Source organism: Nonomuraea sp. NPDC048882, assembly GCF_040649755.1.
GTDB classification, from domain to species: domain Bacteria; phylum Actinomycetota; class Actinomycetes; order Streptosporangiales; family Streptosporangiaceae; genus Nonomuraea; species Nonomuraea maheshkhaliensis.
This window is the reverse complement of the sequence record NZ_JBEZGB010000037.1, coordinates 1-23,309: the sequence shown is the minus strand read 5'-3', so window position 1 is coordinate 23,309 and position 23,309 is coordinate 1. Positions and strand designations below refer to the sequence as shown.

Annotated in this window: 21 protein-coding genes; 15 read left to right on the top strand and 6 right to left on the bottom strand. The window is 72.4% G+C overall.

Features of this window, described 5'->3' with window-relative positions; all coding sequences use genetic code 11:
- The first annotated feature begins 17 nt into the window (after window positions 1–17).
- Complete coding sequence (locus AB0C27_RS55080; protein WP_357863107.1) at window positions 18–1,019, top strand: AsnC family transcriptional regulator; 1,002 nt, start codon at window positions 18–20, stop codon at window positions 1,017–1,019.
- Here AB0C27_RS55080 and AB0C27_RS55075 read toward each other — a convergent pair.
- A complete protein-coding gene (locus AB0C27_RS55075; RefSeq protein ID WP_357863104.1) occupies window positions 1,014–1,658 on the bottom strand; it encodes a TetR/AcrR family transcriptional regulator in 645 nt (214 codons plus the stop codon). The genes AB0C27_RS55080 and AB0C27_RS55075 overlap by 6 nt on opposite strands.
- 150 nt (window positions 1,659–1,808) lie before the next feature.
- Between AB0C27_RS55075 and AB0C27_RS55070 the strand changes: the two genes are divergently transcribed.
- Genes AB0C27_RS55070 through AB0C27_RS55055 form a run of 4 tightly spaced genes read left to right on the top strand, consistent with a single transcriptional unit; the run spans window position 1,809 to window position 4,713 of the window.
- Window positions 1,809–2,663: an enoyl-CoA hydratase/isomerase family protein gene (locus tag AB0C27_RS55070; protein ID WP_357863101.1), complete on the top strand. Its 855-nt coding sequence runs from the start codon at window positions 1,809–1,811 to the stop codon at window positions 2,661–2,663.
- Between the two features lie 37 nt (window positions 2,664–2,700).
- Window positions 2,701–3,507, top strand: a complete 807-nt coding sequence (locus AB0C27_RS55065) for a hypothetical protein (RefSeq protein ID WP_357863099.1) — start codon at window positions 2,701–2,703, stop codon at window positions 3,505–3,507.
- A 43-nt stretch (window positions 3,508–3,550) separates the two neighbouring features.
- On the top strand, window positions 3,551–4,171 hold the full coding sequence (locus tag AB0C27_RS55060) for a helix-turn-helix domain-containing protein (RefSeq protein ID WP_357863096.1): 621 nt from the start codon (window positions 3,551–3,553) through the stop codon (window positions 4,169–4,171).
- Window positions 4,172–4,197: 26 nt separating this feature from the next.
- Window positions 4,198–4,713 carry an N-acetyltransferase family protein gene (locus tag AB0C27_RS55055; protein WP_357863093.1) on the top strand — a complete coding sequence of 172 codons (516 nt, stop codon included), beginning with the start codon at window positions 4,198–4,200 and terminating at the stop codon, window positions 4,711–4,713.
- A 12-nt stretch (window positions 4,714–4,725) separates the two neighbouring features.
- Here AB0C27_RS55055 and AB0C27_RS55050 read toward each other — a convergent pair whose 3' ends face one another.
- Complete coding sequence (locus AB0C27_RS55050) at window positions 4,726–5,193, bottom strand: GNAT family N-acetyltransferase (RefSeq protein ID WP_357863091.1); 468 nt, start codon at window positions 5,191–5,193, stop codon at window positions 4,726–4,728.
- A gap of 184 nt (window positions 5,194–5,377) precedes the next feature.
- On the opposite strand from AB0C27_RS55050, the gene AB0C27_RS55045 reads away from it, so the two are divergent.
- Window positions 5,378–5,935, top strand: coding sequence for a hypothetical protein (locus tag AB0C27_RS55045; RefSeq protein WP_357863088.1), 558 nt, complete (start codon window positions 5,378–5,380; stop codon window positions 5,933–5,935).
- 83 nt (window positions 5,936–6,018) lie between these two features.
- On the opposite strand, the gene AB0C27_RS55040 is transcribed toward AB0C27_RS55045, so the two are convergent.
- Both AB0C27_RS55040 and AB0C27_RS55035 read right to left on the bottom strand, forming a co-directional pair.
- Window positions 6,019–7,245, bottom strand: a complete 1,227-nt coding sequence (locus tag AB0C27_RS55040; RefSeq protein ID WP_357863085.1) for a hypothetical protein — start codon at window positions 7,243–7,245, stop codon at window positions 6,019–6,021.
- Window positions 7,242–8,342, bottom strand: coding sequence for a ThiF family adenylyltransferase (locus tag AB0C27_RS55035; protein ID WP_357863082.1), 1,101 nt, complete (start codon window positions 8,340–8,342; stop codon window positions 7,242–7,244). The genes AB0C27_RS55040 and AB0C27_RS55035 overlap by 4 nt, the downstream gene beginning before the upstream one ends.
- Before the next feature lie 370 nt (window positions 8,343–8,712).
- On the opposite strand from AB0C27_RS55035, the gene AB0C27_RS55030 reads away from it, so the two are divergent.
- From AB0C27_RS55030 to AB0C27_RS54995, 8 genes are all read left to right on the top strand, one after another.
- Window positions 8,713–11,604, top strand: a complete 2,892-nt coding sequence (locus tag AB0C27_RS55030; RefSeq protein ID WP_357863079.1) for a BTAD domain-containing putative transcriptional regulator — start codon at window positions 8,713–8,715, stop codon at window positions 11,602–11,604.
- An 83-nt stretch (window positions 11,605–11,687) separates the two neighbouring features.
- Window positions 11,688–12,452, top strand: a complete 765-nt coding sequence (locus AB0C27_RS55025) for a MerR family transcriptional regulator (RefSeq protein ID WP_357863077.1) — start codon at window positions 11,688–11,690, stop codon at window positions 12,450–12,452.
- A 103-nt stretch (window positions 12,453–12,555) separates the two neighbouring features.
- Complete coding sequence (locus AB0C27_RS55020) at window positions 12,556–14,859, top strand: excinuclease ABC subunit UvrA (RefSeq protein WP_357863074.1); 2,304 nt, start codon at window positions 12,556–12,558, stop codon at window positions 14,857–14,859.
- Complete coding sequence (locus AB0C27_RS55015; protein ID WP_357863071.1) at window positions 14,856–15,248, top strand: hypothetical protein; 393 nt, start codon at window positions 14,856–14,858, stop codon at window positions 15,246–15,248. The genes AB0C27_RS55020 and AB0C27_RS55015 overlap by 4 nt, the downstream gene beginning before the upstream one ends.
- A 150-nt stretch (window positions 15,249–15,398) precedes the next feature.
- Window positions 15,399–16,496, top strand: coding sequence for a histidine kinase (locus tag AB0C27_RS55010; RefSeq protein ID WP_357863175.1), 1,098 nt, complete (start codon window positions 15,399–15,401; stop codon window positions 16,494–16,496).
- A complete protein-coding gene (locus tag AB0C27_RS55005) occupies window positions 16,493–17,170 on the top strand; it encodes a response regulator transcription factor (protein WP_357863068.1) in 678 nt (225 codons plus the stop codon). Before AB0C27_RS55010 ends, AB0C27_RS55005 begins: the two co-directional genes overlap by 4 nt.
- Before the next feature lie 58 nt (window positions 17,171–17,228).
- On the top strand, window positions 17,229–18,707 hold the full coding sequence (locus AB0C27_RS55000) for a glycosyltransferase family 39 protein (protein WP_357863066.1): 1,479 nt from the start codon (window positions 17,229–17,231) through the stop codon (window positions 18,705–18,707).
- A gap of 10 nt (window positions 18,708–18,717) precedes the next feature.
- On the top strand, window positions 18,718–19,452 hold the full coding sequence (locus AB0C27_RS54995; protein ID WP_357863063.1) for a polyprenol monophosphomannose synthase: 735 nt from the start codon (window positions 18,718–18,720) through the stop codon (window positions 19,450–19,452).
- Between the two features lie 17 nt (window positions 19,453–19,469).
- Here the strand turns inward: AB0C27_RS54995 and AB0C27_RS54990 are convergent, their stop codons facing one another.
- Entirely contained in the window at window positions 19,470–20,888 is a 1,419-nt protein-coding gene (locus AB0C27_RS54990) for a glycerophosphodiester phosphodiesterase family protein (RefSeq protein ID WP_357863060.1), read from the bottom strand.
- Between the two features lie 89 nt (window positions 20,889–20,977).
- A complete protein-coding gene (locus AB0C27_RS54985; RefSeq protein WP_357863058.1) occupies window positions 20,978–21,922 on the bottom strand; it encodes a helix-turn-helix domain-containing protein in 945 nt (314 codons plus the stop codon).
- Between the two features lie 98 nt (window positions 21,923–22,020).
- On the opposite strand from AB0C27_RS54985, the gene AB0C27_RS54980 reads away from it, so the two are divergent.
- Entirely contained in the window at window positions 22,021–23,127 is a 1,107-nt protein-coding gene (locus AB0C27_RS54980; RefSeq protein ID WP_357863055.1) for a saccharopine dehydrogenase NADP-binding domain-containing protein, read from the top strand.
- The last annotated feature ends 182 nt before the right edge of the window (window positions 23,128–23,309 follow it).

Genomic DNA, 23,309 nt, shown 5'->3' with positions numbered 1-23,309 from the left:
GCAGGAAAGCTGATGTGATGCTCTCTTCGACGTTCGACGAGCTCGACGTCGCCATCGTCGACGCCGTACGGTCGGCGCCGCGCGCGAGCTGGCGCGACCTCGGGGAGGTCCTCGGGGTCGATCCGGCCACCGTGGGCCGCCGCTGGGCCCGGATGGAGTCAGAAGGCGCCGCCTGGGTCGCCGCCCATCCCTCGGGCGGCGCGACCCCCGCGTGCGCGCTGGTGGAGGTCGACTGCGCGCCGGGGCGGCTGGCCGAGGTCGCCCGCGCGCTCGCCGAGGACACCTACGCGGCCACCGTCAAGGTGACCAGCGGCGCCAGGGACGTGCTTGTGCTGGCCCAGGCGCCCGGCCTGGACGAACTGTCCGGCTACCTCCTCGACCTCGTGGCGCGGATCCCGGGCATCTCCAAGATCCGCAGCCACGTGGTCACCCGGTCCACCCTGGAGGCCAGCCGCTGGCGCGAGGGCGCGCTCAACCCCGAGCAGCGGCGCCGCCTCGGCTCCGACACGGGGCGCGGGTCAGGCGGCGCGGGCCCGCTGGACGACGTCGATCTGCGCATCCTGCGCGCGCTGCACACCGACGGGCGGATGTCGTTCGAACGGCTGGCCGAGCACGCGGGCATCGGCCCGGTGCCGGTGCGGCGGCGGCTGACCCGCATGCAGCAGGCGGGGCTCGTCACTTTCCGCTGCGACATCTCCCGCCATCTGTCCGGCCGGTCGGTCTCCGCGGTCTACTTCGGCTCGCTGGACGTCCAGGACCTGAGCGCCGCAGAAGAACGTATCCGCTCGCTGCCGGGGGTGCGTGCCTCCACGTTCGTCGCCGGGCCGTTCAACGTGATCGTGGACGCGTCGCTGCGATCGACCGCCGAGGTGCACGATCTGGAGTGGCTGATGAGCCAGGAAGTGCCGGCGCTGCGCATCCAGGACCGGTCACTGGTGCTGAGCATGACGAAGCTGCTCGGCCGCATCCTGGACGCCGAGGGACGATCGGTGCGCGCGGTGCCGCTCATCCCCTCATGAGGGGCCGGGGCGGCGGTAGGCGCGCAGGAACGCGTCCACCCCGTCGGCGATCACCGTCACGATCTCCGCTTCATCCTTCGAATCCTGGGTATCCAGCGTGTCCAGCGCAAGGCCGATCGTCAGAGCCGTGAAGTGGCGTGCCGCGAGGCGGGGATCGGCGGCCATGAGCTCACCGCCGGCCGTCAGCGCGGCGAAGCGCTCTTCCAGCATCCGCTCGGGACGCTCGCGCACGGCCCCCGCCAGCCGGGGGACCGCCCAGTGCTGCGAGGTCAGGCGGCGGAAGGTCACGTAGTCGGACGACGGCACGGTCTGCGTGACGACCCGCCGGCCGAACGCGGTCAACGCCTCGCGCAGGTCGCGGCCCGGCGTCAGCTCCTCCTCGATCGCGGACTGAACGGCGCCCACCAGCGCGTCGTTGACCCGTTCGAGCACCTTGAGGAAGATCGTCGCCTTCTCGCCGAAGTGGTCGTAGACGGTGCGCTTGGAGACCTGCGCGCGGGCCGCGATGGCGTCCACGCTCGCCCGTTCGTATCCCTCGGCGATGAACAGCGCCTCGGCCGCGTCCAGGATCGCCGCCTTCTTGCCCTCCGACCGGCGGCGACGCCCGGGAGTCTGCACCGCCGCGATTGCCCTCGACATGGGCCAAGCCTAGGCCACCTCCGCCCGCCCGACTTCTAAAAGCACACTTGCTAGTGTACTTTTGGCGGTCCGGGACGGCGAGCGCGTCGGCGTGTTCTCCGCGGCACCCCGTCCGAGCTCGGCGGACATCCACCACCAGGAGGCAGTCACATGGCATTCGACCCGGCCGACCACTGGAAGGGATATCTCCCCCCGCCCACGTTCGAGGAGTACTCCGCCCGGTACGCGGACTTCTTCCGGATGCGGCGCGAGGACGGCATCATCGAGGTCCGCCTGCACACGGACGACGGCCCGTACGTGCACACCCACGCCGCGCACAACGTGTGGCCGCGCGTGTGGCAGGAGGTCGGCAACGACCCCGAGAACCACGTCCTGATCATCACGGGCACCGGCGACAGGTGGATGACCGGCAGCCCGAAGGGCCTCAACCCCATGCCCGCCTCCGACCTGGAGCCCGACCACATACACAGGCGGATGATGGACGGCTGGAAGCTCATCGAGAGCTTCATCGGCAACATCGACATCCCGACCATCGCGGCCGTCAACGGGCCCGGTGTGCACACCGAGTTCGCGATGATGAGCGACGTCACGTTCGCGACGCCGGACGCCGACTTCATGGACCCGCACTTCTGGCTGGGCTCCCCGCCCGGGGACGGCCAGTTCATGGCGCTCCAGGCGCTCATCGGCCCCAAGCGGGCCGCGTACTACGTCTACGCCGCCAAATCCATCCCGGCCGACAAGGCGCTCGAATGGGGCATCGTCAGCGACGTGCTGCCGCGCGAGCAGTTGCTCGATCGTGCGTGGGAGCTGGCCCGGTTCATCATGAAGCGCCCTCGCTACACGCGGTGGGCGGCGCACAACATCATCTCCAGGCACTGGAAGAAGACTGTGAGCGAGGACTTCGGCTTCCACATGGCGCACCAGATGCTGGCCAACGTGGCGAGCAAGTCCCTGGTGCCCGACCCCGAGCTGCTAGCCGACTCCGAGGCGCGCAAGCTGTTTTGACCCGGCTCGGCGGGCTTCGGCCGGAGGAGCGCGAACGATGATCGAACGGCACGAACACCTCGGCCGGCTCCTCACGGACGCCGCCACCCGACTCGGCCCCGGGCCGCCCTGGCTGGTGCTGGGCGTTGTACCGCTGGACCGGCCGCCGGCGGGATCCGGCCTGGCGGCAGGGACCGGTCTCGCGGACGGTGACGCGTTGCGGCGGTGGGTCCGGCGGCACGTCGACGCGTGGCCGGCGCCGATCGGGATCGCCTCAGAACCGCCGGAGCCCCATCCGGACAGGGCCGTCTTCACACCGCCCGGCCGGGCCGCCGGCACGTACTACTGCGAGCTGCACGCGGACGGCTCCGCGCTCGGCGCGCTCCAGGTGGGAACGCTCAGGGCGAGTCCCACCGACGGCGGGGAGGTGTGGGCGATCGGCGAGGGGGCGCTGGCGTGGATCACGATCGCGCTGCTCCGCCTCCTGACGTCCTACGCCACCCGCGCCGACGAGACCGGCTCGGGGGAGGGTGCCGTCGAAGCCGTGGTCATCCCCGCCACCGGCGACGGTCGTGTGGTGCCGATGGAGGTGTGGAACCACGACGGCGGGACGTACGGCCGGGCGGGAGTGCGCCGGCCGGCCGCGGCCGGCACCGCCCGCCGCACCGTCGGCCTGGCGGCGTGCTCGTCTCCCGCCCTGACGGCGACGGCGCGACCGCTCGTCCTCGACCTGCTGCGCCGGTTCGGGCTGTCGGAGTCCCGCCACATCGACCCGGCCGGCGTCCTGCGACGCAGGCACTTCACCGGTCACGACGAGCTGATCCACACCTGGGCCGACGCGATCGGCGTCCCGTCGGAGCCCTGATCGCGTCCCGTGCCCGTCCCTGATCAGGGATAGGATCCCATATATGAGAAGCCTTCAGCGGCAGGCGCCCGGCAGCAGTGGGCCCGACCGTCCAAGCGATCCATCTCCCAGCGATGTCGATGCTCGCCTGGCCGGTCGGCTCGCCGAGTTGCGGACCGAGCGCGGCTGGTCGCTGGACGACCTCGCCGGCCGGACGGGCGTGAGCCGTTCCACCCTGTCCCGGCTGGAGCGGGCGGAGATCAGCCCGACGGCGGCGCTGCTGGGCAAGCTGTGCGCGGCCTACGGCCGGACGATGTCGCACCTCCTGGCCGAGGTGGAGGCGGAGCCGCCGCAACTGGTGCGTTCCGCCCGGCAACTGGTGTGGCGGGACGGGGAGTCGGGCTTCACCAGGCGCTCGGTGTCCCCGCCGCACCCCGGGCTCAAGGGCGAGCTCCTCGAAGGCCACCTCCTGCCGGGCGCCGACATCCCCTATGACAAGCCACCCGTCCCCGGCCAGGAGGAACACATCTGGATCTTGGAAGGCGCGCTGGAGTTCACCGTGAACGGCGTCGTGCACGAGCTCCAGACGGGTGACTGCCTGCGGTTCCGACTGTGGGGACCGTCTCACTTTCACAATCCGGGCCCCGGCCCGGTCCGCTACGCCGTGATGATCGTTCTGCCGTGACCGGACACTTCAGAGACGAGGACGTCATGACAGATCCCGAGACGATCATCCGCCCCGCGACCACGGAGGATCTCAAGGACGTGGCGGAGATCTACGCCCACTACGTCACCCACACCGTGATCACCTTCGACCAGACCCCGCCGCGCCTCGCCGACTGGCAGCAGCGCCTTGCCGACCTCACCGCCCGCGGGCTGCCGTTCCTGGTCGCCGAGCACTCGGGCGACGTGGCCGGCTACGCCTACGCCGGTCAGTGGCGCCCCAAGCCGGCCTACCGCTACACGGTGGAGAACTCGATCTACCTGGCTCCCGGCCTGACCGGCAGAGGACTGGGCGGCGCCCTGCTCGGCCCCCTGATCGGCGAGTGCGCGACGGCGGGCTTCCGCCGCATGATCGCCGTCATCGCCGACACCGGAAACCCGGCCTCGGTCGCCTTGCACGAACGATTCGGCTTCGCCCATGCGGGCCGGTTGATCGACGTCGGTCACAAGCACGGCCGCTCGATCGACACCATCCTCATGCAACGAGCTCTCACCGCCGGCTGAGCCGCGCGCGAGTCAGAGCTGTCTCGTCATGAACACACTGTGCACATCAGGCCGATAGTCCGCGAAGGGCTCGCAGTACGCGAAGCCGAACCTCTCGTACAACCTCCTCGCGGGAAGGAAGAACTCGGTCGAGCCGGTCTCCAGGCTCAACCGGGTGAACCCCATGGCCTTGGCCTCGGTGAGGATGTGCTCCATGAGCAGGGACGCGATCCCCGTACGCTTGCGGTCGGCGGCGGTGCGCATCGACTTCAACTCGGCGTGCGCCGCGTTCAGCCTCTTGACTGCCCCGCACCCGACCACCGCCTCGCCGTCCAGCGCCGACCAGAACGTGACCTCGGGCCTGCGCAACGCGTCGAGATCGAGCGCGTGCACACTCTCCTCGGGCGTGGTGGCCCGCATCTCCCGCATGTGCTCACGGAGAAACGCGGCGATCCGCTCCCCGGACAGGTCGTCCACGACGATCCTCACCTGATTTCCCACATTTGAGACTCTATCCCACATTCGGGATATCGACTGTGGTGCCAGTGCGTAGTCGTCGATCTATGCCTTTCCCATCCTTGGACCATCGATGAGCCAGCCCGGCGGGTGTCGTCTCCATGAACGCCGACGACAACAGCTACCTTTCCACGCAGATCAGAGGTTCGCCGAAAGCCCGGAGCAGCACATGAACAAGATCGGGAAATGCGCCGCAGTTCTCGCCATGACCGTGAGTGGCGCCCTCGTCGCCGGCGGCGGATCGCCGGCACTGGCAGACCCCCACCCCGTCTTCGATGCCATCGACGACATCGTGCCGGACGCGGGTTTCCTGCCGAACCTGAGCAAGGCGGCTTCGATGCTGTGCACTCCCGGGGCGCGGAACTTCAACGTCAAGAGCGACGGAGGCCGGATACCCATCCGTCGCATCGACAACTGCGCACTGGGCGCGCAGCAGAATTCGGCGCCCCCGCCGGACGGCGGCCCCCGCTCCGAGACGGTGGTGGAGATGCAAGATTGCGCGGCCGGCGACCGGATGTGTGCAGCCACGGCGAGGTGTCCAAGGGGGAGAAGCGCGACCGACGGCGGTTTCCGCCTCATTCCCGGCGGATCCAGAGGGTGGACCGCGACGGAGAACCACGCCGTCAACGACGACGCCGGATCCGGATGGTTCGTCGAAGTCACCGACATCCCGGACGACCTGGTATTCCTTCAGGTGTACGCCGTCTGCGCCTACGCGACCCCATGACCACATCCCTCAGGGGTGGGAGGAACGGGCGAACTCGGCGGGGGTCTGGCCGTACCGGCTCTTGAAGGCATCGAGCTGTGACGTCAGGAGCGGCGGGCGGCCAGGCGGCCCACGTGTTCCTTGACGGCCAGGATCAGGGCCAGCGTCTCGGGGCCGAGGAGCAGTCCGGCGCAGAGCAGCCGGTACCAGAAGCCCACCGTCAGCGGCCCCTCGGCCAGCCCATCGGCGGCCCAGCGCAGGACCTCGGCGAAGACCGGCAGCAGCAGGAGGCAGAACCAGGCGGCCACGCCGGCCCCGCCGGCCAGCCACACCCAGCGGAACCAGCGCCCGGTACGCAGGTCGGCCTCGCTCGCGTCCGCCAGCTCCGCGGCCTCCTCCGCGCTCAGCCGGCCGAACGCCCGCTTCAGCATCAGCGACTTCACCCGCCACAGGTTGCGGCAGCCGAGCGCGTTGACCAGCACCGCGTACAGGTCGGTGCGCAAGAAGACGAGGCACTGCCAGAGCATCTGCATGACCTTGATGAACACCCAGGCGGCCAGCAGCGACCCGACCAGCTCAGGGGCCCGCCAGAGGCCGAGGTCGATCAGCAGCCGGCCGGTGAGCAGGGCGGCGAGCAGCACGGAGTCCACGGCCAGGCCGGCCAGCAGCGGGCCGTACCGTACCCGGCGCGGCAGCGTCCACAGCTGGGTGAGGTCCGTCTCGAAGACCAGCATGATCATGCGGCGGTCGACGCCGAAGCGGGTCTGGATGCCGAGCGCCCGCGCGCCGAGCCAGTGGCCCACCTCGTGGCTGGCCGCCGCGAACCAGACGAACGGCAGCCAGGCCAGCGCGCTCAGCCCGATGTCGGCGAAGGGGAAGGCGTCGGTGGCGGGCGCGGGGATCAGGCTCGGCCGGAAGGCGAAGACGCCCAGCGAGAACAGCAGGCAGGCGGCGTAACAGGTCCAGGCCACGCGGCCGAAGAAGGGGCGGACGACCTCGGGGCGGACGCTGGTCATCCAGCGGCGGGCCTGGATCGGCGCGGTGCGTACGGGATCGGGCGCGGCGGCCTCGTCCGAGGGGTCGGCCAGGAAGCCGAGCTCCCCGAGCGTCTCCACGAACGACGGCACGTTCACCGGCTCGCCGGCGAACTCCTCCGCCTCGGCCGCCGCCTCCTCGACGCTCGCGCCCCGCTGGAGCGCGGCGATCACCACCCCGCCGACCGCCGGGATCGTCACGAACGTGCCGGTCGCGGGGTCGCCGACCAGCACCTCGTCCTCACCCTCCGGCACGACGCTGAGCGCCTTGAGCGCGACGGTCCCCGTGGCGGTCATGGACGCTCACCCTCGCGCGGCGGCGCCAGCCGGCAGACCCGGCAGCCGGGGTTCCTGGGCAGGGCCTGCCACGAGGGTGTCAGTCCTTCGCGCAGATCGAGGGTCACCCGGAAGCCGGCCGCGCGCGGCGGCTCGTACCCGGTCAGGTAGCGCTGCGCCTCGAACGCGAGCAGCGAGCCGACCTGCATCGCCATCGGCCCCGTGAGCGGGTTGCTCAGCTTCATGTTCTCCACGATCCGGTACGCGATCCCCTCCGAGGTGTCCTCGGCGGGCCGGTCCGCGTAGTCGCAGGCCAGGCAGGCCGTCCGGCCGGGATCCACGGAGAGGTACATCAGCTGCGTCCGGTTCGCACCGCCCAGCACGTACGGGACCCCGGCCCGGACGGCGGCCTCGTTCGCCCAGAGGTTGGCGTGCGGATGACCGTCGAGGCCGCCCGCGATCAGGTCGATGCCCTCGACCAGGTCCGCGAGGTCCTCGGGGCAGGAGACCCAGCGATCGACGGCGTTCACCTTGATGCCCGGGTCGTAGTCGCGCACCCACGCGGCCGCGCGCTCGGCCTTGGACAGGCCGATGTCGGCGTGCCGGTAGAGGAACTGCCGGGCGAAGTTACGGGGTTCGACGCGGTCCTGATCGACCAGCGTCAGTTCGCCGACGCCGAGGCCGGCCAGGCACTGCACGAGGGAGGAGCCGCCCCCGCCGACGCCGAGCACCAGGACGTGCGCTTCGCGCATCGGCCGCTGGAAGCCGGCGCGGTGGCGGTCCAGGGCGGCGTAGGTGCCGTAGAAGCAGAGGTTGGAGAAGTGGCGTTCGTCCTCGTCCGGGTCGCCGAGGCTCCTGCCGTCGGCGTCCTCGACCAGGCCCAGGGAGTCGAGCCCGCGCAGACCCTGGCCGACGTCCTCCGCCGAGACCTCGAACCCGCGCGCGCCGAGGGCTTCGCTCAGCTCGGCCGCCGTCCGCGGGGCCCGGCGCAGCTCGCTCAGGAGCGCGGCCACCTGCCCGTCGGGATCGCTCAGGGTGATCGCCTCGCGGGCGTCGAAGACCACGAGCAGATCCTCGCCGTCCGCCTCCCAGTCACATTCCTTCAACGCCACACGCATCGTGCCTCCAGCGCCAGTACGCAAAATGGGGCCCCGCGGGGAGGGCGACGGCGCTGCGCGACGTGAGCGTCGTCGTCTCGTCCCCCTCCCCGCGGAGAAATCGCCAGGCGGTGTCAGCGCCTCACGTGGCGGGGTTCTGGGTGGCCTTGACGGACTCGACCTTCTTGACCTTGATCTCCATGACATTCCTCCTCGTGAGGTTCCGCGGCCGTGAGTGCCGCTTGAGGCAAGGGTGGTCTTTGGTGCTGAAATAGCGCTGAATTTCCGCTGAGTCGGCGGTTAGGCTGCCATGAGATGATCACCGCCGGGCACTCGCGGAGGGCACGGGGGTGGCTGGAATGCGTGGGTGGTAAGACGTGGGTGGTTGACCGTGGACGGCCTTGAGTTCCGCCTGCTGGGGCCGGTGGGGGTGTGGGACGCCGGGCGGCGGCTCGGCCCCGCCACCGCCCAGCAGCGGACCGTGCTGGCGACGCTGCTGCTCGAAGCGGGGCGTCCCGTGCCGGTGACGCGGCTGGTGAGCGCGTTGTGGGGGGCCGAGTCGCCCGAGTCCGCGCGTAACGCCGTGCAGGGGCACGTCTCCCGGCTGCGCCGGTTGCTGGCGCCGTACGAGGAGGCCGAGCTGGTGACCACGGCGCACGGCTACTGCCTCACGGTGGCGCGCGACCGCATCGACCTGTTCCGCTTCCGCGAGCTGGTCCGCGCGGCCGGAAACGCCGGCGGCGAGAGCGGGGCGGGTTTTGGGAGCGGGGCGGGCGGTGAGAGCGGGGCGGGCTTTGACAGCGGCGCTGAGCGCGCCGTCGGGCTGCTGCGCGCCGCGCTGGCGCTCTGGCAGGGGACGGCGCCGCTGGCCGACGTGGCCGGCGGGTGGCTGCCCGACGTCGTCGTTCCCGGCATCGAGGAGGAACGGCTGACGGCACTGGAACGACGACTCGCGCTCGACCTGCGGCGGGGACGGCACCAGGAGGCGGCGGCGGAACTGACGACCCTGGTCGGCGAGCATCCGCTGCGGGAACGCCTGGTGTCCCTGCTCATGACGGCGCTGCTGCGCTGCGACCGCAGGACCGAGGCCCTGGCCGTCTTCCGCCGCGTCAGACGCGGCTTCGCCGAGGAGCTCGGCATCGAGCCCGGCGAGGAACTGCAACGCCTCCACCAGGCGATCTTGGCCGGCCGCGACACCATGACGGCACCCGCCGGCGTCGTCGCCGTGCCGCGTCACCTGCCCCCTGACACCGAGCTGTTCACCGCCCGGGAGGAGGAGCTGGCCGCCCTGGACCGGCTGACGCTCCCGGCCCCTGACTCCACCGCCACGCACGCCATGGCCCCGTGCGTGATCACCGGCACGGGCGGCGTCGGCAAGACCACCCTGGCCGTGCACTGGGCGCACCGGGTGAGCGACCGCTTCCCCGACGGCCAGCTCTACGTCAACCTCCAGGGGTACGGCCCCACCCACATCGCCCGGCCGCCCGGCGAGGCGGTGCGGCTGTTCCTGGACGCGCTGCGGGTGCCGTCCGAGCTGGTGGGGGCCACGCTGGAGGCGCAGGTCGGGCTCTACCGCAGCCTGCTGGCGGAGCGGCGCATGCTGATCCTGCTCGACAACGCCCTCGACTCCGACCAGGTACGGCCGCTGCTGCCGAACGCGCCCGGCTGCCTGGCCCTGATCACGAGCCGGGCCGAGCTGACCGGCCTGGTCGCGGCGGAGGGCGCCCGCACGCTGTCGCTGGGGCTGTTCTCACCCGAGCAGTCCCGCTTGCTGCTGACCCGCCGGCTCGGCGTGGACAAGGTGGACGCCGAGCCGCGGGCGGTGGACGACATCGTCTCCCGGTGCGCGGGGCTGCCGCTGGCCCTGGCGATCGTGGCCGCCCGCGCCCAGACGCGCCCGTCGTTCCCCCTCAAAGCCCTGATCTCGGGCCTGGACAATGCAGAAGGGGAGGGGAACGCAGGCCCGCGCGGTGACGGCGGGCTGGACGTCTTCGACGGCGGTGACGCCTCGACGAACATGCGGACCGTCCTGTCCTGGTCCTACCGCGCGCTCACCCCCGACGCCGCCCGCCTGTTCCGCCTGCGCGGCCTGCTGCCCGCGCCCGAGATCTCCACCGCCGCGGCCGCCAGCCTGGCCGGGATCCCGGTACGCCAGGCGCACCACCTGCTGACCGAGCTGACCAGGGCGAGCCTGGCCGTGGAGCGCACCCCGGGACGTTACGGCCAGCACGACCTGCTGCGCGCGTACGCCGAGGAGCTGACCCGCCTGCACGACTCCGAGGCCGAGCGCCACGAGGCGCTGCACCGGCTGCTCGACCACTACCTGCACAGCGCCTGCCTGGGCGACCGCCTCCTCGACCTCTACCACCGCGTCCCCCTGACCCCGGCGCCGCCCCGGCCCGGCGTGGTCGTGGCCCGCATCACCGACCGCGCGCAGAGCGAGGCCTGGTTCGGCCGCGAGCACCGGACGCTGCTGGCCGCGATCAGGCACGCCGCGCGCCTCGGGTTCGACCGGCACGCCTGGCAGCTGGCCGGCGCCTGCTGGGGCTTCCTGTCGCAGGAGGGACGCTCGGACGACCAGGCGGCCGTGCACCACATCGCGCTGGAGGCGGCGACCCGGCAGGACGACCCGGCCGCGCAGGCTCACGCCCACGTGGGGCTGGCCCAGGCCCTCATCCGGCTCGGCCAGGACGCCACCAGCGAGGCCCACCTGCGCGCGGCGCTCGACCTGTTCGGCGGGCAGAACGACGCGGTCGGGCAGGCGATCTGCCTCATCTACCGCAGCGTGATCGAGGACCGTCGTGGCCAGTACGACGAGGGCCTGCGCCTGAGCGACCAGGCGCTGCGCCTCTGCCGGGCGGCCGGCGACCGGGCGGGCGAGGGCCGGGTGCTGAACAACATCGGCTGGTTCCACGCCCAGCTCGGCGCGTACGGGGAGGCGCTGCGCCGCTGCCAGGAGGCCCTGGCCATCCACCGCGAGATAGACGACCTTCCCGGCGAGTCCGCCACCCTCGACAGCCTGGGCCACATCCACCACCTGCTCGGCCAGTACGAGCAGGCGATCACCTATTACCGCAGGTCCCTGGCCTGGCGGCGGGGCGGCAAGCGCGCCCTCGGCGCCAGGACGCTGCGTCGGCTCGGCGAGGCGCAACTGGCGGCGGGCCGGCTGCGCGAGGGCCGCTCGACCCTCCAGCGCGCTCTCGCCCTCACCGCCGAACTCGCCCCCGGCGACGCCGACGCCCTCCGCACCCGCCTCGCCGCCCTGTCCGACCCCACCGACTGACCTGCTCCGCGCGGCCTGCGGGTACGGGTTGACGGCTGGGCACGCGGGCCGGGCCGCCGTACGTCGCGGAGGAGAATCGGCTCGTGGCAGCAGAACCCTCGACTCAGCCCGGCGCCGGGCGGACGGCGTTGCGGCCGGTGGACCTGGCGCGCGAGGTGGGCGTCTCCACCCAGCAGATCCGCAACTACGCCGACGCGGGCATCCTGCCGCCGGCCGAGCGCACGCCCTCCGGCTACCGCAGGTTCGACACCCGGCACCGTGCCGCCCTGCTCGCGTACCGGACGCTGGCCAGGGGTTTCGGCTGGGACACCGCCCGCGCGGTCATGCAGGCCATCCACGAAGGGGACGTACCACGAGGACTCGCCCTCATCGACGCGAGCCACGCGGCCCTGCACGGCCGGCGCCAGGAGCTCCAGGCGACCAGCGAGGCCCTGCACGCCGTGGCGAGCGCCGCCCAGGCCCCGGACACACCCGCGCGTGTGATGCGGATCGGGGACGCCGCCAGGCACCTCGGGCTGCGTGCCTCGGCGCTGCGGTTGTGGGAGTCGGCCGGGCTGCTCAGGCCGCCGCGCGAGCCAGGCACCGGCTACCGGCGCTACGGCCCCGACGACGTCCGTGACGCTCGGATGATCAACATCCTGCGCCAGGGCCGCCACCCTCTGCCGCAGATCAGGGCTCTGCTCGACGAGCTGCGCAGGACGGGGAGCACGCGGGCGCTGCGGAGCGCGATCGAGGAGCGGCGGGCGGAGCTCACCCGTACGGCGGCGGCCATGCTGACGGGCTCCGCCGCCCTGCACCACTACCTGAGCGCGGACGCGCCGGAAGGCGGTCTTTTCCCGGGCGCGTGAGCTGCGACCGTCCAGTTGAGACTTTCCGGCCACGACTTCCCGTATTTCCAGCGGTGGTGGCAGCCAACTCTCAACTTGGAGCTTCAACGATACGCTTGAAGTCGTGAAAGTCCATCCACGCGAGGACCTCGCATCGGCCCCGGAGTGGATCCGGGTGGCCGGTGCCAGAGAGCACAACCTGACCTCCATCGACGTAGAGATCCCGAAACGCACGCTGACGGTCGTCACCGGCCTGTCGGGGTCGGGCAAGTCGTCCCTGGTGTTCGACTCGATCGCGGTCGAGGCGCAACGGCAGTGGAACGAGACGCTGCCGGCGTTCGTCCGTACGTTCCTGCCGAGTTCGGCGCGGCCGGACTTCGACCTGATCGAGCACCTGCCCGCGACGATCGCGGTGGACCAGCGGCCGCTGTCCGGCGGCCCGCGCTCCACGGTCGGCACCATCACCGACATCGCGCCGCTGATGCGGCTGCTGTTCTCCCGCGCGGGCGAGCCGTTCGTCGGTTACGCCGACGCGTTCTCCTTCAACATGCCGGCCGGCATGTGCCCGGAGTGCGAAGGGCTGGGCGAGGTCGTCGGCGTCGACCTGGACGCCTTCCTCGACCCGGCCAGATCCCTGAACGACGGCGCGCTGCTGGCGCCGCTCTTCGCCGTCGGGTCGCGCGACTGGTACCTGCTGGCCGCATCCGGCCGGTTCGACCCGGCCAAGCCGGTGGCGGGCTTCACGCCGGAGGAGCGGGAAGAGCTGCTCCACGGTACGGGCGGCACGGTCCCCGTGGACGTGGGCGGCCAGCGGGTGAACATGACCTACGAGGGCGCGGTGGTGAAGTTCCGCCGCCGTTACCTCGAACCCGACCGCGAGCCGGGCACGCGGACCAAGCAGTTGATCGCCCGGTTCACCACCTCGGTGCCCTGCCCCGCCTGCGGCGGCACGCGCCTGTCCGCGCTCGCCCTGGACAGCAGGATCGCCGGTCACTCCATCGCCGACCTCACCGCGATGGAGGCCGACGACCTGCTCGGCGTGCTGCGCTCGCTGGACGTCCCGAAGGCGAAGCCGGTGATCGAGGCGTTGATCTCGCGCGTGGGCCACCTGGCCACGATCGGCCTGGGCTACCTGAGCCTGGACCGCCGCACGGGCACCCTGTCCGGCGGCGAATCGCAGCGGGTGAAGATCGTCCGGCATCTCTCCAGCAGCCTCAACGACCTGCTCTACGTCTTCGACGAGCCGAGCATGGGGCTGCACCCGCGCGACGTGCACCGGCTCACGGACCTGCTGCACGCCCTGCGCGACAAGGGCAACACGGTGCTCGTGGTGGAGCACGACCGCGACGTGATCGCCGCCGCGGACCACGTCATCGACATGGGCCCGGGGGCCGGTGCGGCGGGCGGCCGGGCGGTGTTCGCGGGCCCGCCGGGCGAACTGGCCGCCTCCGGCACACTGACCGGCGACTTCATGAACGCCCCGACCCGGCTCAAGGAACGGGTGCGCATTCCGTCCGGGATGATGCCGGTCGTCGACGCCCGCACCCACAACCTGCGCGACCTCGACGTGGACGTCCCCGCAGGGGTGCTCACGGTGGTCTGCGGGGTGGCGGGCGCGGGCAAGTCGAGCCTGATCAACGGGGCCTTCCGTACGCAGTACCCCGACGCGGTGATCGTCGACCAGTCGATGCCGCACACGAACCGCCGCTCCACCGTCGCCACCTACACCGGCGTGGCTGATCCGATCCGGGCCGAGTTCGCCAGGGCGCACAAGGTGAGCCCGTCGTTATTCAGCGCGAACTCCTCGGGCGCCTGCCCGGCGTGTGCCGGCCTGGGGGTGATCTTCACGGATCTGGCCTCCCTGGAGGGTGTGAGCCTGACCTGCCAGACCTGCGACGGCAGGCGGTTCACCGACGAGGTGCTCGGCTACCGGGTGCGCGGCCTGACGATCAGCGACGTGCTGGAGCTGACCGTCGGGGAGGGGCGCGAGCACTTCGCGGGCAACGTCAGGATCGTCCCGGTGCTGACGGCGGTCGGGGACGTCGGGCTCGACTACCTGCGGCTGGGGCAGCCGCTGACGAGCCTGTCCGGGGGCGAGTGTCAGCGCGTCAAGCTGGCCGTCCATCTGAGCGGCAGGGGCGACACGTATGTGCTCGACGAGCCGACGAGCGGCCTGCACCTGGCCGACGTGCGGCGGCTGCTGACCACTCTCGACCGGCTGGTGGACGAGTACGCGGCCACGGTGGTGGTGATCGAGCACAACCTCGACGTGATCGCGTACGCCGACTGGCTGATCGAGCTCGGCCCCGAGGGCGGCAGCCGCGGCGGTCGGCTGCTCTACCAGGGGCCGCCCGCCGGGCTGCTCGCCGTCCCCGCCTCCCCGACCGCGACCTACCTGCGCCGGGCACTGGAAGGGAGCGCGTCATGAGCGGTGAGGATCGGCGGCGGCTGGCGGCGACGGTGGCGGGGGCGGCGGACGCGGTGGTGAGCGTGCTGGCCGCGCATCCGATGCGCGGATCCGGCCCTTACCCGGCCGGCGACGTGCTCGCCGTCCTGCTCGGCCAGCAGCGGATCCTGCTGGAGACGGTGGACGGGTGGGAGGGGCCGCTGGCGGTGACCGCCGACGGCCGGCCGGAGCCGCTGGCGGGCGAACTGGCGCTGTTCATGAGCTACCTGCAGCTCTCGTGCGTGCTGTATCGGGGGCTGTCCGACATCCCCGCTCCCATGCGGGCCGACGCGGCCCGGCACCTGTCGACCATCCACCTGGCCGGCCGCCGCCTGCGCGACCACGCCCGCCGCGCCGCCCGCACGGCCTGACCCGTCCGGGACGTGGGTCGCGGGGGCGGCCTGGTCCAGGCGCGCCCACGGGATGACCGGAGGCGCGGCAGGTCAGACCGTGGGCAGAGGGCGGAGTATGACTCAGGGTGGATGCGCGGAGGAGTGCCCGGTTCCTACGATGAGCGGGTGATGCGGACTCCCCGCTGGCTGGTGCCGGTCGGTCTCGGGCTGCTGGTGCTGCTGGTCGGGCTGTCTTGGGCGCAGACGATCGCGGCCGGCTGCGGCTGCGTCCCGCCGTTCGCCGGCGGCGCCGCCTTCCTCGTCCTCTGCCTCGTCATGGTGCGCACTGCGCCGGGCCGCCCGGCCGAGGTGGCCGGGCTCCTGGCGCCCGCCGCCATCGGGGCCCTCACCGGGCTCGCGGTCAACAGCGTCGGCTGGTTCATCCTGGTGCTCTACATCGCGTTCGTCGCGCTCACCCTGCGGCTCTGGCCGGGGATCGTCATGTGGCTCGCCTCGCTGGCCGTGGTGCTGGTGGCGGCGTTCACCACCCCCGATCCCGGCTGGCCCAACTGGCTGGGCGCCGTGACGCTCGTCTTCTGGAGCGCCTGGGCCGCGCGCTACCGCATCGACGTGGGCGAGCGGCTGCACCGCGCCGAGCGGGCCGCCAGCGCCGCCGCCACGCTGGCCGAGCGGCAGCGGCTGGCGGCCGACCTGCACGACATCGTCGCCCACACGCTCGCCGTGACGGTGTTGCACCTGGGCGGCGCGCGGCTGGCGATCGAGCACGAGCCGGAGCGGGCGGCGGCCGGGCTCGCCGAGGCCGAGCGGCTGGCCCGGCAGAGCATGGCCGAGCTGCGCAAGGTGGTCAGGGTCCTGGCCGAGGAAGGCGCCGATCCCGCCGTGGTCGCGCCGCAGCCCACCGCGCCCCGGCTGCCCGAGCTCTTCGACGAATACCGTACGGCGGGCCTCGATCTGGAGTCGAGTGTCGAGGGCGAGCTGTCCGTGGTGAGCCCGACGACCGGGATGGTGCTCTACCGGCTCATGCAGGAGGCGCTGGCCAACGCGAGCCGGCACGCGCCGCGCCGTTCGGTCGAGGTCCGGCTGCGCGTGTCGGACGAGGGCGGCGTCGAGGCCACGGTGGCGAATCTGCTGCCCGATCGCCCGCCCCGGCAGAATGGCGGCATGGGACTGCGGACGATGGCGGATCGGGTGCGCATGGTCGGCGGCCGGGTCACCGCCGGCCCCGAGGACGATCGGTGGGTCGTGCGGACGGAGTTACCGGCATGATCTCGGTGGTGCTCGTCGACGACCAGGAGCTGGCCAGGGCGGGTCTGCGGACGATCCTGCGCGAGCCGTACGGGTTCGACGTCGTGGGCGAGGCGTCCGACGGCCGGGCCGCGCAGGCGGAGGTCGCGCGCGCCCGGCCCGACGTCGTCGTCATGGACATCCGCATGCCGCACATGGACGGCGTCGAGGCCACCCGCGCGCTGCTGGCCGCCGATCCGGCCTGCCGGGTCCTGGTGCTGACCACGTTCGGCGAGGACGGCGTGCTGGCGGCGTCGCTGCGGGCCGGCGCGTCGGGGTTCTGCCTCAAGGACGCCCCGGCCGAGGACATCCAGCGCGCGGTCCGCGCGGTGGCGTCGGGTGACGGCTGGCTCGATCCGGCCGTCTGCGGGCGGGTGCTGCGGCGCTACCGCATCGATCCGGTGACCGACCCCGAGGCGGTGCGGCGGCTCGGCGACCTCACCGCCCGCGAGCTCGACGTGCTCAAGCTCATCGGCCGGGGGCTCACGAACGCCGAGATCGCCCGGCAGCTCGTGATCGGCGAGGGCACGATCAAGACCCACGTCGGCCGCATCTTCACCAAGCTGGCGGTACGCGACCGCGCCGCGGCGGTCGTCTTCGCCTTCGACCACGGCGTCGTCCGCCCCGGCGAGTCGCCGGGTATGACTGGGGGCTGACTTCAGGTTCTGCTTGGGGCCAGACGACAGGCGGGGCGGCATCGAAGACCGTGAAGGCATGCTACTCAAAGCCCCCAGCCCACAGACCACCGCCTACGCGCTCCCCGCCATCGCCTGGCGGATCACCGGCCCCATTGCCGCCGCCGTCGTGGTCACCCTGCTGATCCTCAGCCCGTTCTACGGCTACCACCGCGACGAGCTCTACTTCCGCCTCCTCGGCCAGACCCCCGCCTGGGGCTACTTCGACCAGCCCCCGCTGACCCCGCTGCTGGCCCGGCTGTCCACGGAGCTGTTCGGCGACACCATCGTCGGTCTGCGGGTGATCCCCGCCCTCTGCGCGGGGCTGTTGATCCTGGTCGGCGCCGCGATCACCCGCGAGCTCGGCGGCCGGGCGGGAGCCCAGACGCTCGCCGCCGCCGGTCTCGGCACCGGCATGTTCCCCCTGGTCGTCGGGCACACCCTGCTCACCCAGTCGGCCGACTTCGTGTTCTGGACGACCTGCATCCTGTTCGTGCTGCGGGCCCTGCTGCGCGGCGACGGACGGTGGTGGCTGGCGGCCGGCGCCGTGGCCGGGGCGGCGACGTACAACAAGCACCTGATCGTGCTGCTGATCACCGGGCTGGCCACCGGCCTGCTCATCGGCGTCGGGCTGGCCGTGCGCGGCCCGCGCGCCGTCTTCGCCGAGCGATGGTTCTGGTCGGGGGCGGTCCTGGCCGCCGTGCTCGCCTCCCCGAACCTGGTCTACCAGGCCGTCAACGGCTGGCCCCAGCTCACCATGGCCGCCACGCTCAGCGAGCCGATCAACCGGATCATGTTCGTGCCGATGACGGTGGCGCTGCTCAGCATGGGAGCGTTCGTGATCGCCGTGATCGGATGGCGCCGGCTGTATGGGCGGCAGGAGACGCGGCCGCTGGCCATCGCGACCCTCGTGACGATCCTGCTCGGCTGGGCGTCCGGCGGCCGGGCCGACTACGTCGCGGGCAGCCTGATCTTCGCCTTCGCGGCCGGCTGCGTACCCGTCGCCGCGTGGATGGAGCGCCGCGCCGCCCGGCGCGGAGCGGTGTGGTGCGGGCTGCTCGGCACCTCGCTCATCGGGATCGCCGTGGCGCTGCCACTGCTCCCGCTGCCGGCGCTGGGCTACTCGCCGAACGAGGTGTCCAGGGAGTCGGTGGGCTGGCCGCGCTTCGCCGCCCAGATCGCCGGGGTGCAGCGGGAGCTGCCGCAGGGGACGGTCGTCATCACCGCGAACTACGGCGAGGCCGGCGCGCTCAGCCGATTCGCCCCGGACGTACCCGTCTACAGCGGGCACAACGAGCTCTGGTACCAGGGCCCGCCGCCCGAGACCGCACGCACGGTGGTCGCCGTGGGGCTGCCGCTCGAGGAGCTGCGGACCCGCTTCGCGCGGTGCGCGTCCGCCGGAACCGTCGACCACGGCACCGGCGTCCCGAACGAGGAGCTGGGCCTGCCCATCACCATCTGCTCGGAACCGCACACCCCGTGGACCACCGGCTGGACCGACTACAGGCACGCGAGCTGAGGGAGTCATCATGAGCGCCGTCCTGATCGTCATCCCGACCTACAACGAACGAGACAATCTGCCCCGCATCGTCGCCAGGATCCGCGTTGCCGTGCCCGCCGCCCACCTGCTCGTCGTGGACGACGACAGCCCGGACGGCACCGGCCGGATCGCCGACCGGCTCGCCGCCGAGCTGCCCGGCGTGCACGTCCTGCACCGTAAGGAGAAGCAGGGTCTGGGCGCCGCGTACACGGCGGGCTTCCGCTGGGGGCTCGCCCGCGGGTACGACCTGCTGGTGGAGATCGACGCCGACGGCTCGCACCCGCCCGAGCGGCTGCCCACGCTGCTGAGCGCCGCTGAGCGGGCCGATCTCGTCATCGGCTCGCGCTGGACGCCCGGCGGCCGGGTGGCGAACTGGCCGCGTCACCGGGAGCTGCTCTCGCGCCTGGCCAACCGATACGCCCGGCTGGCGCTCCGGCTGCCCGTCGCCGACGTCACCGGCGGGTTCCGCGTCTACCGGGCCGCCGCGCTGGCCCGGATCCTGCGCGGCGGCGTCGAGTCGCGCGGCTACTGCTTCCAGGTGGACCTCACCCTGCGGGCCGTGCGCCAGGGCTGCACGGTGGCGGAGGTGCCGATCACCTTCGTCGACCGTACGGCGGGGGCGAGCAAGATGGACGCGGGCGTCCTGTTCGAGGCGCTCTGGCGGATCACCGCCTGGGCCTTCCATACCCTCTCCGGGCCCGCGCCCACCGGCTCGCGATCATGAAACGGCGGGCGCTCCCGTCAGCGGCCGGTCAGGTCGAGCTGCAGGTAGTCGAGGTTGAAGTTCTGGTACGCGCTCTCCGGCATGCGCAGGACCAGCTCGTGCGTGCCCTTGGTGAGCAGGCGGCGCTCCAGCGGCTGGAGCGTGAACGCGTCGTGGTTGGTGGTGTTCGCGATCGGGGCCGTCGTACCGGTGCCCGTGCCCCAGTCGAGCACGACGGTGCCGGCGGGGGAGTAGGGCGAGGAGACGCGGGCCGAGACCTGGTAGAGGCCGGCCTTCCTGACCTCGAAGCGGTACTTGAGCCACTCGCCGCCGCGGATCCAGTTCACCGCGATAGCGCCTTCGAGGTCGCAGATGTCCACGCCCTCGTCGGGGCGGGCCACGGTGCAGCGGTTGGGGTCGAGGTCGTGGTAGCCGACGCCCTCGCCGCCCGGCGCGAAGTCCTCGCCCTCGACGCGGATCGTCCGGTCGCCGTGCTGGCGCCCGTAGCGGGACAGGTCGCCGCCGTCGCGCCAGTAGTCGAGCGCTTCGACGTTGTCGGTCTGGATCATGTTCGCGCCGTAGGTCCTGACCAGGGTGCGCCAGCCGAGGTTCTCGTCGCGCAGGGACGCCTCGTCGGTGTACTTGGCGGCCAGGCCGTACCACATGCTGTTGATCCAGACGCGGCTGTGCCGCGCGATCTCGGCCAGCGTCTCCCGCGTGACCTGCGGATCGTCGGTGCTGTCGAAGACCACCTCGTACGCGACCGGCCGGCGGCCGGGGAAGGTGCCGACGACGCCGGCGGTGGCGTCGTCGATGATGTGCATGTAGAGGATCTCGGGGTCCTGGGCCATGAAGGCGGCGGCCTCCTCGACCGTGGGAGCGCCCTTGAACAGGCCGTGGTCCACGGTGCCTGTGCGCTTCAGCACCTCGTACATCTGCTGCCTGACCGGCCAGCCCTTGTCCAGGTTGACCAGCGCCCTTCCCTTGGCGGTCCGCATCGCCTCCTCGAAGGTCGGCACGGTGTGCTCGGTGACCGCGGCCTGGCCGCCGCCCAGGCCCTGCTTGAGGTGGAGCGCCTTGATCTGGTCGAGGGTCAGGTCGGCCACGCGGCCGGTGCCGTCGGTGGTGCGGTCGACGCTCTCGTCGTGCATGAGCACGAGGTGGCCGTCCTTGGTGGGCCGTACGTCGATCTCGACGACCTCGGCGCCGTCCCTGATGGCGGCGTCGATGGCGGCCAGGGAGTTCTCGGGGGCCGCGCGCCACTGGCCGCGATGGGAGGCGATCATGAGCGGGGCGCCGCGGCCGTGCTTGAGCAGGCGCTGGTGAACGCGGTCGATCCCGCCGGGCGCGGTCGCCGCCGCGGGGGCCGGGGGGAGCGTGGTGAGGGCGGTGGCGCCGGCCAGAGCGATCAGGCCGGTGGCGGCCAGGCCACGACAGAACTTCCGAATCATGGACATAGACCCTGTAATGACGACATGTCGCTCATATGAACAGACGGCGGACGCCCCCGCAAGCCGAGATGATCTCGCGGCGCCCGCTGTGCGGGTCAGCGGGATGAGGCGCGGAAGGAGCGGCGGTAGTTGTCGGGCGGGACGCCGACGATCCGTTTGAACTGGCGCCGCAGCGTCGTGGCGGTGCCCATGCCGGTGGCGGCGGCGACCGCCTCCACGCTCTCGTCGGTGGTCTCCAGCAGCTCCTGGGCACGGCGTACCCGCTGGGCCAGCAGCCACTGCAGCGGCGTCCGCCCGGTCACCGCGCGGAACTGGCGGGCGAGGTTGCGCGGGCTCGTGTTCGCCTGCCGCGCCAGCTGCGTCACCGTGAGCGGCTGGTCCAGCCGTTCACTGGCCCAGGCGAGCACGGACGCGAGCGCGTGGTCGCCGGCGACCCGCACCGGCGTGGCCACGAACTGGGCCTGCCCGCCCGGACGATGCGGCGGCATGACCAGGCGGCGGGCCACCGAGTTGGCGATGGCCGCGCCGTGGTCGAGGTGGACCAGGTGGAGGCAGAGGTCGACGGCGGCGGCCTTGCCGGCGGCGGTCAGCACGCTGCCGTTGTCCGTGTAGAGGACGTCCGGGTCCACGACGGCCTGAGGATGACGGGCGCTGAGCTCGGCGGTGTGCGCCCAGTGGGTGGTGGCCCGGCGGCCGTCCAGCAGGCCCGCCGCTCCGAGGATGAACGCACCTGTGCAGAGGGAGGCGATCCTGGCCCCCGCCTCGTGTGCCGCGCGTACGGCCTCGACCAGCTCAGGGGGCGGCGGCTCGTCGATGTCCGCGCACGCGGGCAGGATCACGGTGCCGGCCTCGGCGAGCCGGTCCAGCCCGTGATCCGGCTCGACCGCGAACGGGCCGACCCGCACCGGGCCCGGGCCGCAGAGCCGGACGTCGTACCAGCCGTCCACGGCTTCCTGCGGCGGGTTGCCGAAGATCTCGTAGGCCACGCCCAGCTCGAAGTGCAGCAGGTGCCCGGCGGTCGCCAGCGCGACGGTGTGCATGTCCGAAAGTGTACGCATGCTGTCGTTCCGGACTCTCACACTTGGGGTCCGCGTCCGTGGAGAGTGGACTCCTCAGCACAACGGAGATCGGGGAAGTCATGAGTACGTCGGACGCGGTGGTGGTCTACGGGGCGACGGGGCACACGGGACGGTTCGTCGTGACCGAACTGCTCCGGCGCGGTTTCACCCCCATCCTCTCGGGTCGCGACGCGAACCGCCTGACGGCACTGGCCAAGGAGCTCGGGGAAGGGCTCGCGCCGGGCAGCGTGCAGGCGTCGGGTCGAGTGGCGCCGGGCGGGGTGGAGGTGCGGGCGGCCTCGGTGGATGATCCGGAGGCGCTGGATCGGGCGCTCGCCGGCGCGGCCGCCGTCGTCAACTGCGCGGGGCCGTTCGCGGTGACGGGAGGTCCCGTGGTCGAGGCGGCCCTGCGAGCCGGCATCCCGTACGTGGACGTGGCGGCCGAGATCGAGGCGAACGCGTCGATGTTCGCCACCTACGCCGAACAGGCCGCGCAGGCCGGGACGCCGGTGGTGCCCGCGATGGCCTTCTACGGCGGGCTCGGCGACCTGCTCGCCACAGCGGCCCTGGGGGCCCTGGGCGGCTCGACGGCCGCCGACGAGGTGCACGTCGCGTACGGGCTGAGCAGCTGGCATCCCACGGAGGGCACCAGGGCGGCGGGCCGGGTGTCCCACGAGCGCCGCGCCGGCCGCCGGGTCCGGTTCAGGAACGGCGCGCTGGAGTACCACGACGACGGGCTGACGGAGCAGGACTGGGCCTTCCCCGAGCCGCTGGGCCGGCGGGCGGTGCTCGCGGAGTTCACCATGGCGGACGTCGTGACCGTACCGAGCCACCTGGACGTGCCCGAGGTGCGCGGCTACATGACGGTCGTGGCCGCGCGGGACCTGTCCGGCGCCGACACCCCGGCGCCCGAGGCGGCCGACGAGTCGGGGCGCTCCGACCAGACCTTCGTCGTGGACGTCGTGGTGCACGCGGACGGCGTCGAGCATCGCGCCACGGCCGCCGGCCGGGACATCTACGCGATCACCGCGCCGCTGGCGGTGGAGGCGGTGGCGCGCATCCTGGCGGGGGACTTCCGGGTGAAGGGGCTGGCCTCGGCCGGCGCGATGTTCGACGCGGCCGGCTTCCTGCGCTCCCTGGAGCCGCACCTGACGGTCGAACTCCCCGAACCGGCCAAGGCGTCTTGACCGGCCAAGGCATCCTGACCGGCCAAGGCGTCTTGACCGGCTGGGGCCGATCGGGTCGGCTTGGCCTCAGCCCGGAGCCGGGGCGCTCGGGTCTCGCCGGAGTGCTCGCCCCCGCCGTGGGGGGGCGCGGGGGCGGGCCCCCCCCGGCGCCCCAGCGCGCCCGGCGCGGGGAACCCCCCCGC

Bases quoted from the DNA above. Each gene is read 5' to 3' on its own strand.
- AB0C27_RS54990 (WP_357863060.1), bottom strand. From the start codon at position 20,888: ATGTCCATGATTCGGAAGTTCTGTCGTGGCCTGGCCGCCACCGGCCTG.
- AB0C27_RS55010 (WP_357863175.1), top strand. From the start codon at position 15,399: ATGCGGACTCCCCGCTGGCTGGTGCCGGTCGGTCTCGGGCTGCTGGTG.
- AB0C27_RS55040 (WP_357863085.1), bottom strand. From the start codon at position 7,245: ATGACCGCCACGGGGACCGTCGCGCTCAAGGCGCTCAGCGTCGTGCCG.
- AB0C27_RS55045 (WP_357863088.1), top strand. From the start codon at position 5,378: ATGAACAAGATCGGGAAATGCGCCGCAGTTCTCGCCATGACCGTGAGT.
- AB0C27_RS55035 (WP_357863082.1), bottom strand. From the start codon at position 8,342: ATGCGTGTGGCGTTGAAGGAATGTGACTGGGAGGCGGACGGCGAGGAT.
- AB0C27_RS55015 (WP_357863071.1), top strand. From the start codon at position 14,856: ATGAGCGGTGAGGATCGGCGGCGGCTGGCGGCGACGGTGGCGGGGGCG.
- AB0C27_RS55080 (WP_357863107.1), top strand. From the start codon at position 18: ATGCTCTCTTCGACGTTCGACGAGCTCGACGTCGCCATCGTCGACGCC.
- AB0C27_RS55000 (WP_357863066.1), top strand. From the start codon at position 17,229: ATGCTACTCAAAGCCCCCAGCCCACAGACCACCGCCTACGCGCTCCCC.
- AB0C27_RS55070 (WP_357863101.1), top strand. From the start codon at position 1,809: ATGGCATTCGACCCGGCCGACCACTGGAAGGGATATCTCCCCCCGCCC.
- AB0C27_RS55075 (WP_357863104.1), bottom strand. From the start codon at position 1,658: ATGTCGAGGGCAATCGCGGCGGTGCAGACTCCCGGGCGTCGCCGCCGG.
- AB0C27_RS55005 (WP_357863068.1), top strand. From the start codon at position 16,493: ATGATCTCGGTGGTGCTCGTCGACGACCAGGAGCTGGCCAGGGCGGGT.
- AB0C27_RS55060 (WP_357863096.1), top strand. From the start codon at position 3,551: ATGAGAAGCCTTCAGCGGCAGGCGCCCGGCAGCAGTGGGCCCGACCGT.
- AB0C27_RS55065 (WP_357863099.1), top strand. From the start codon at position 2,701: ATGATCGAACGGCACGAACACCTCGGCCGGCTCCTCACGGACGCCGCC.
- AB0C27_RS54995 (WP_357863063.1), top strand. From the start codon at position 18,718: ATGAGCGCCGTCCTGATCGTCATCCCGACCTACAACGAACGAGACAAT.
- AB0C27_RS54985 (WP_357863058.1), bottom strand. From the start codon at position 21,922: ATGCACACCGTCGCGCTGGCGACCGCCGGGCACCTGCTGCACTTCGAG.
- AB0C27_RS54980 (WP_357863055.1), top strand. From the start codon at position 22,021: ATGAGTACGTCGGACGCGGTGGTGGTCTACGGGGCGACGGGGCACACG.
- AB0C27_RS55055 (WP_357863093.1), top strand. From the start codon at position 4,198: ATGACAGATCCCGAGACGATCATCCGCCCCGCGACCACGGAGGATCTC.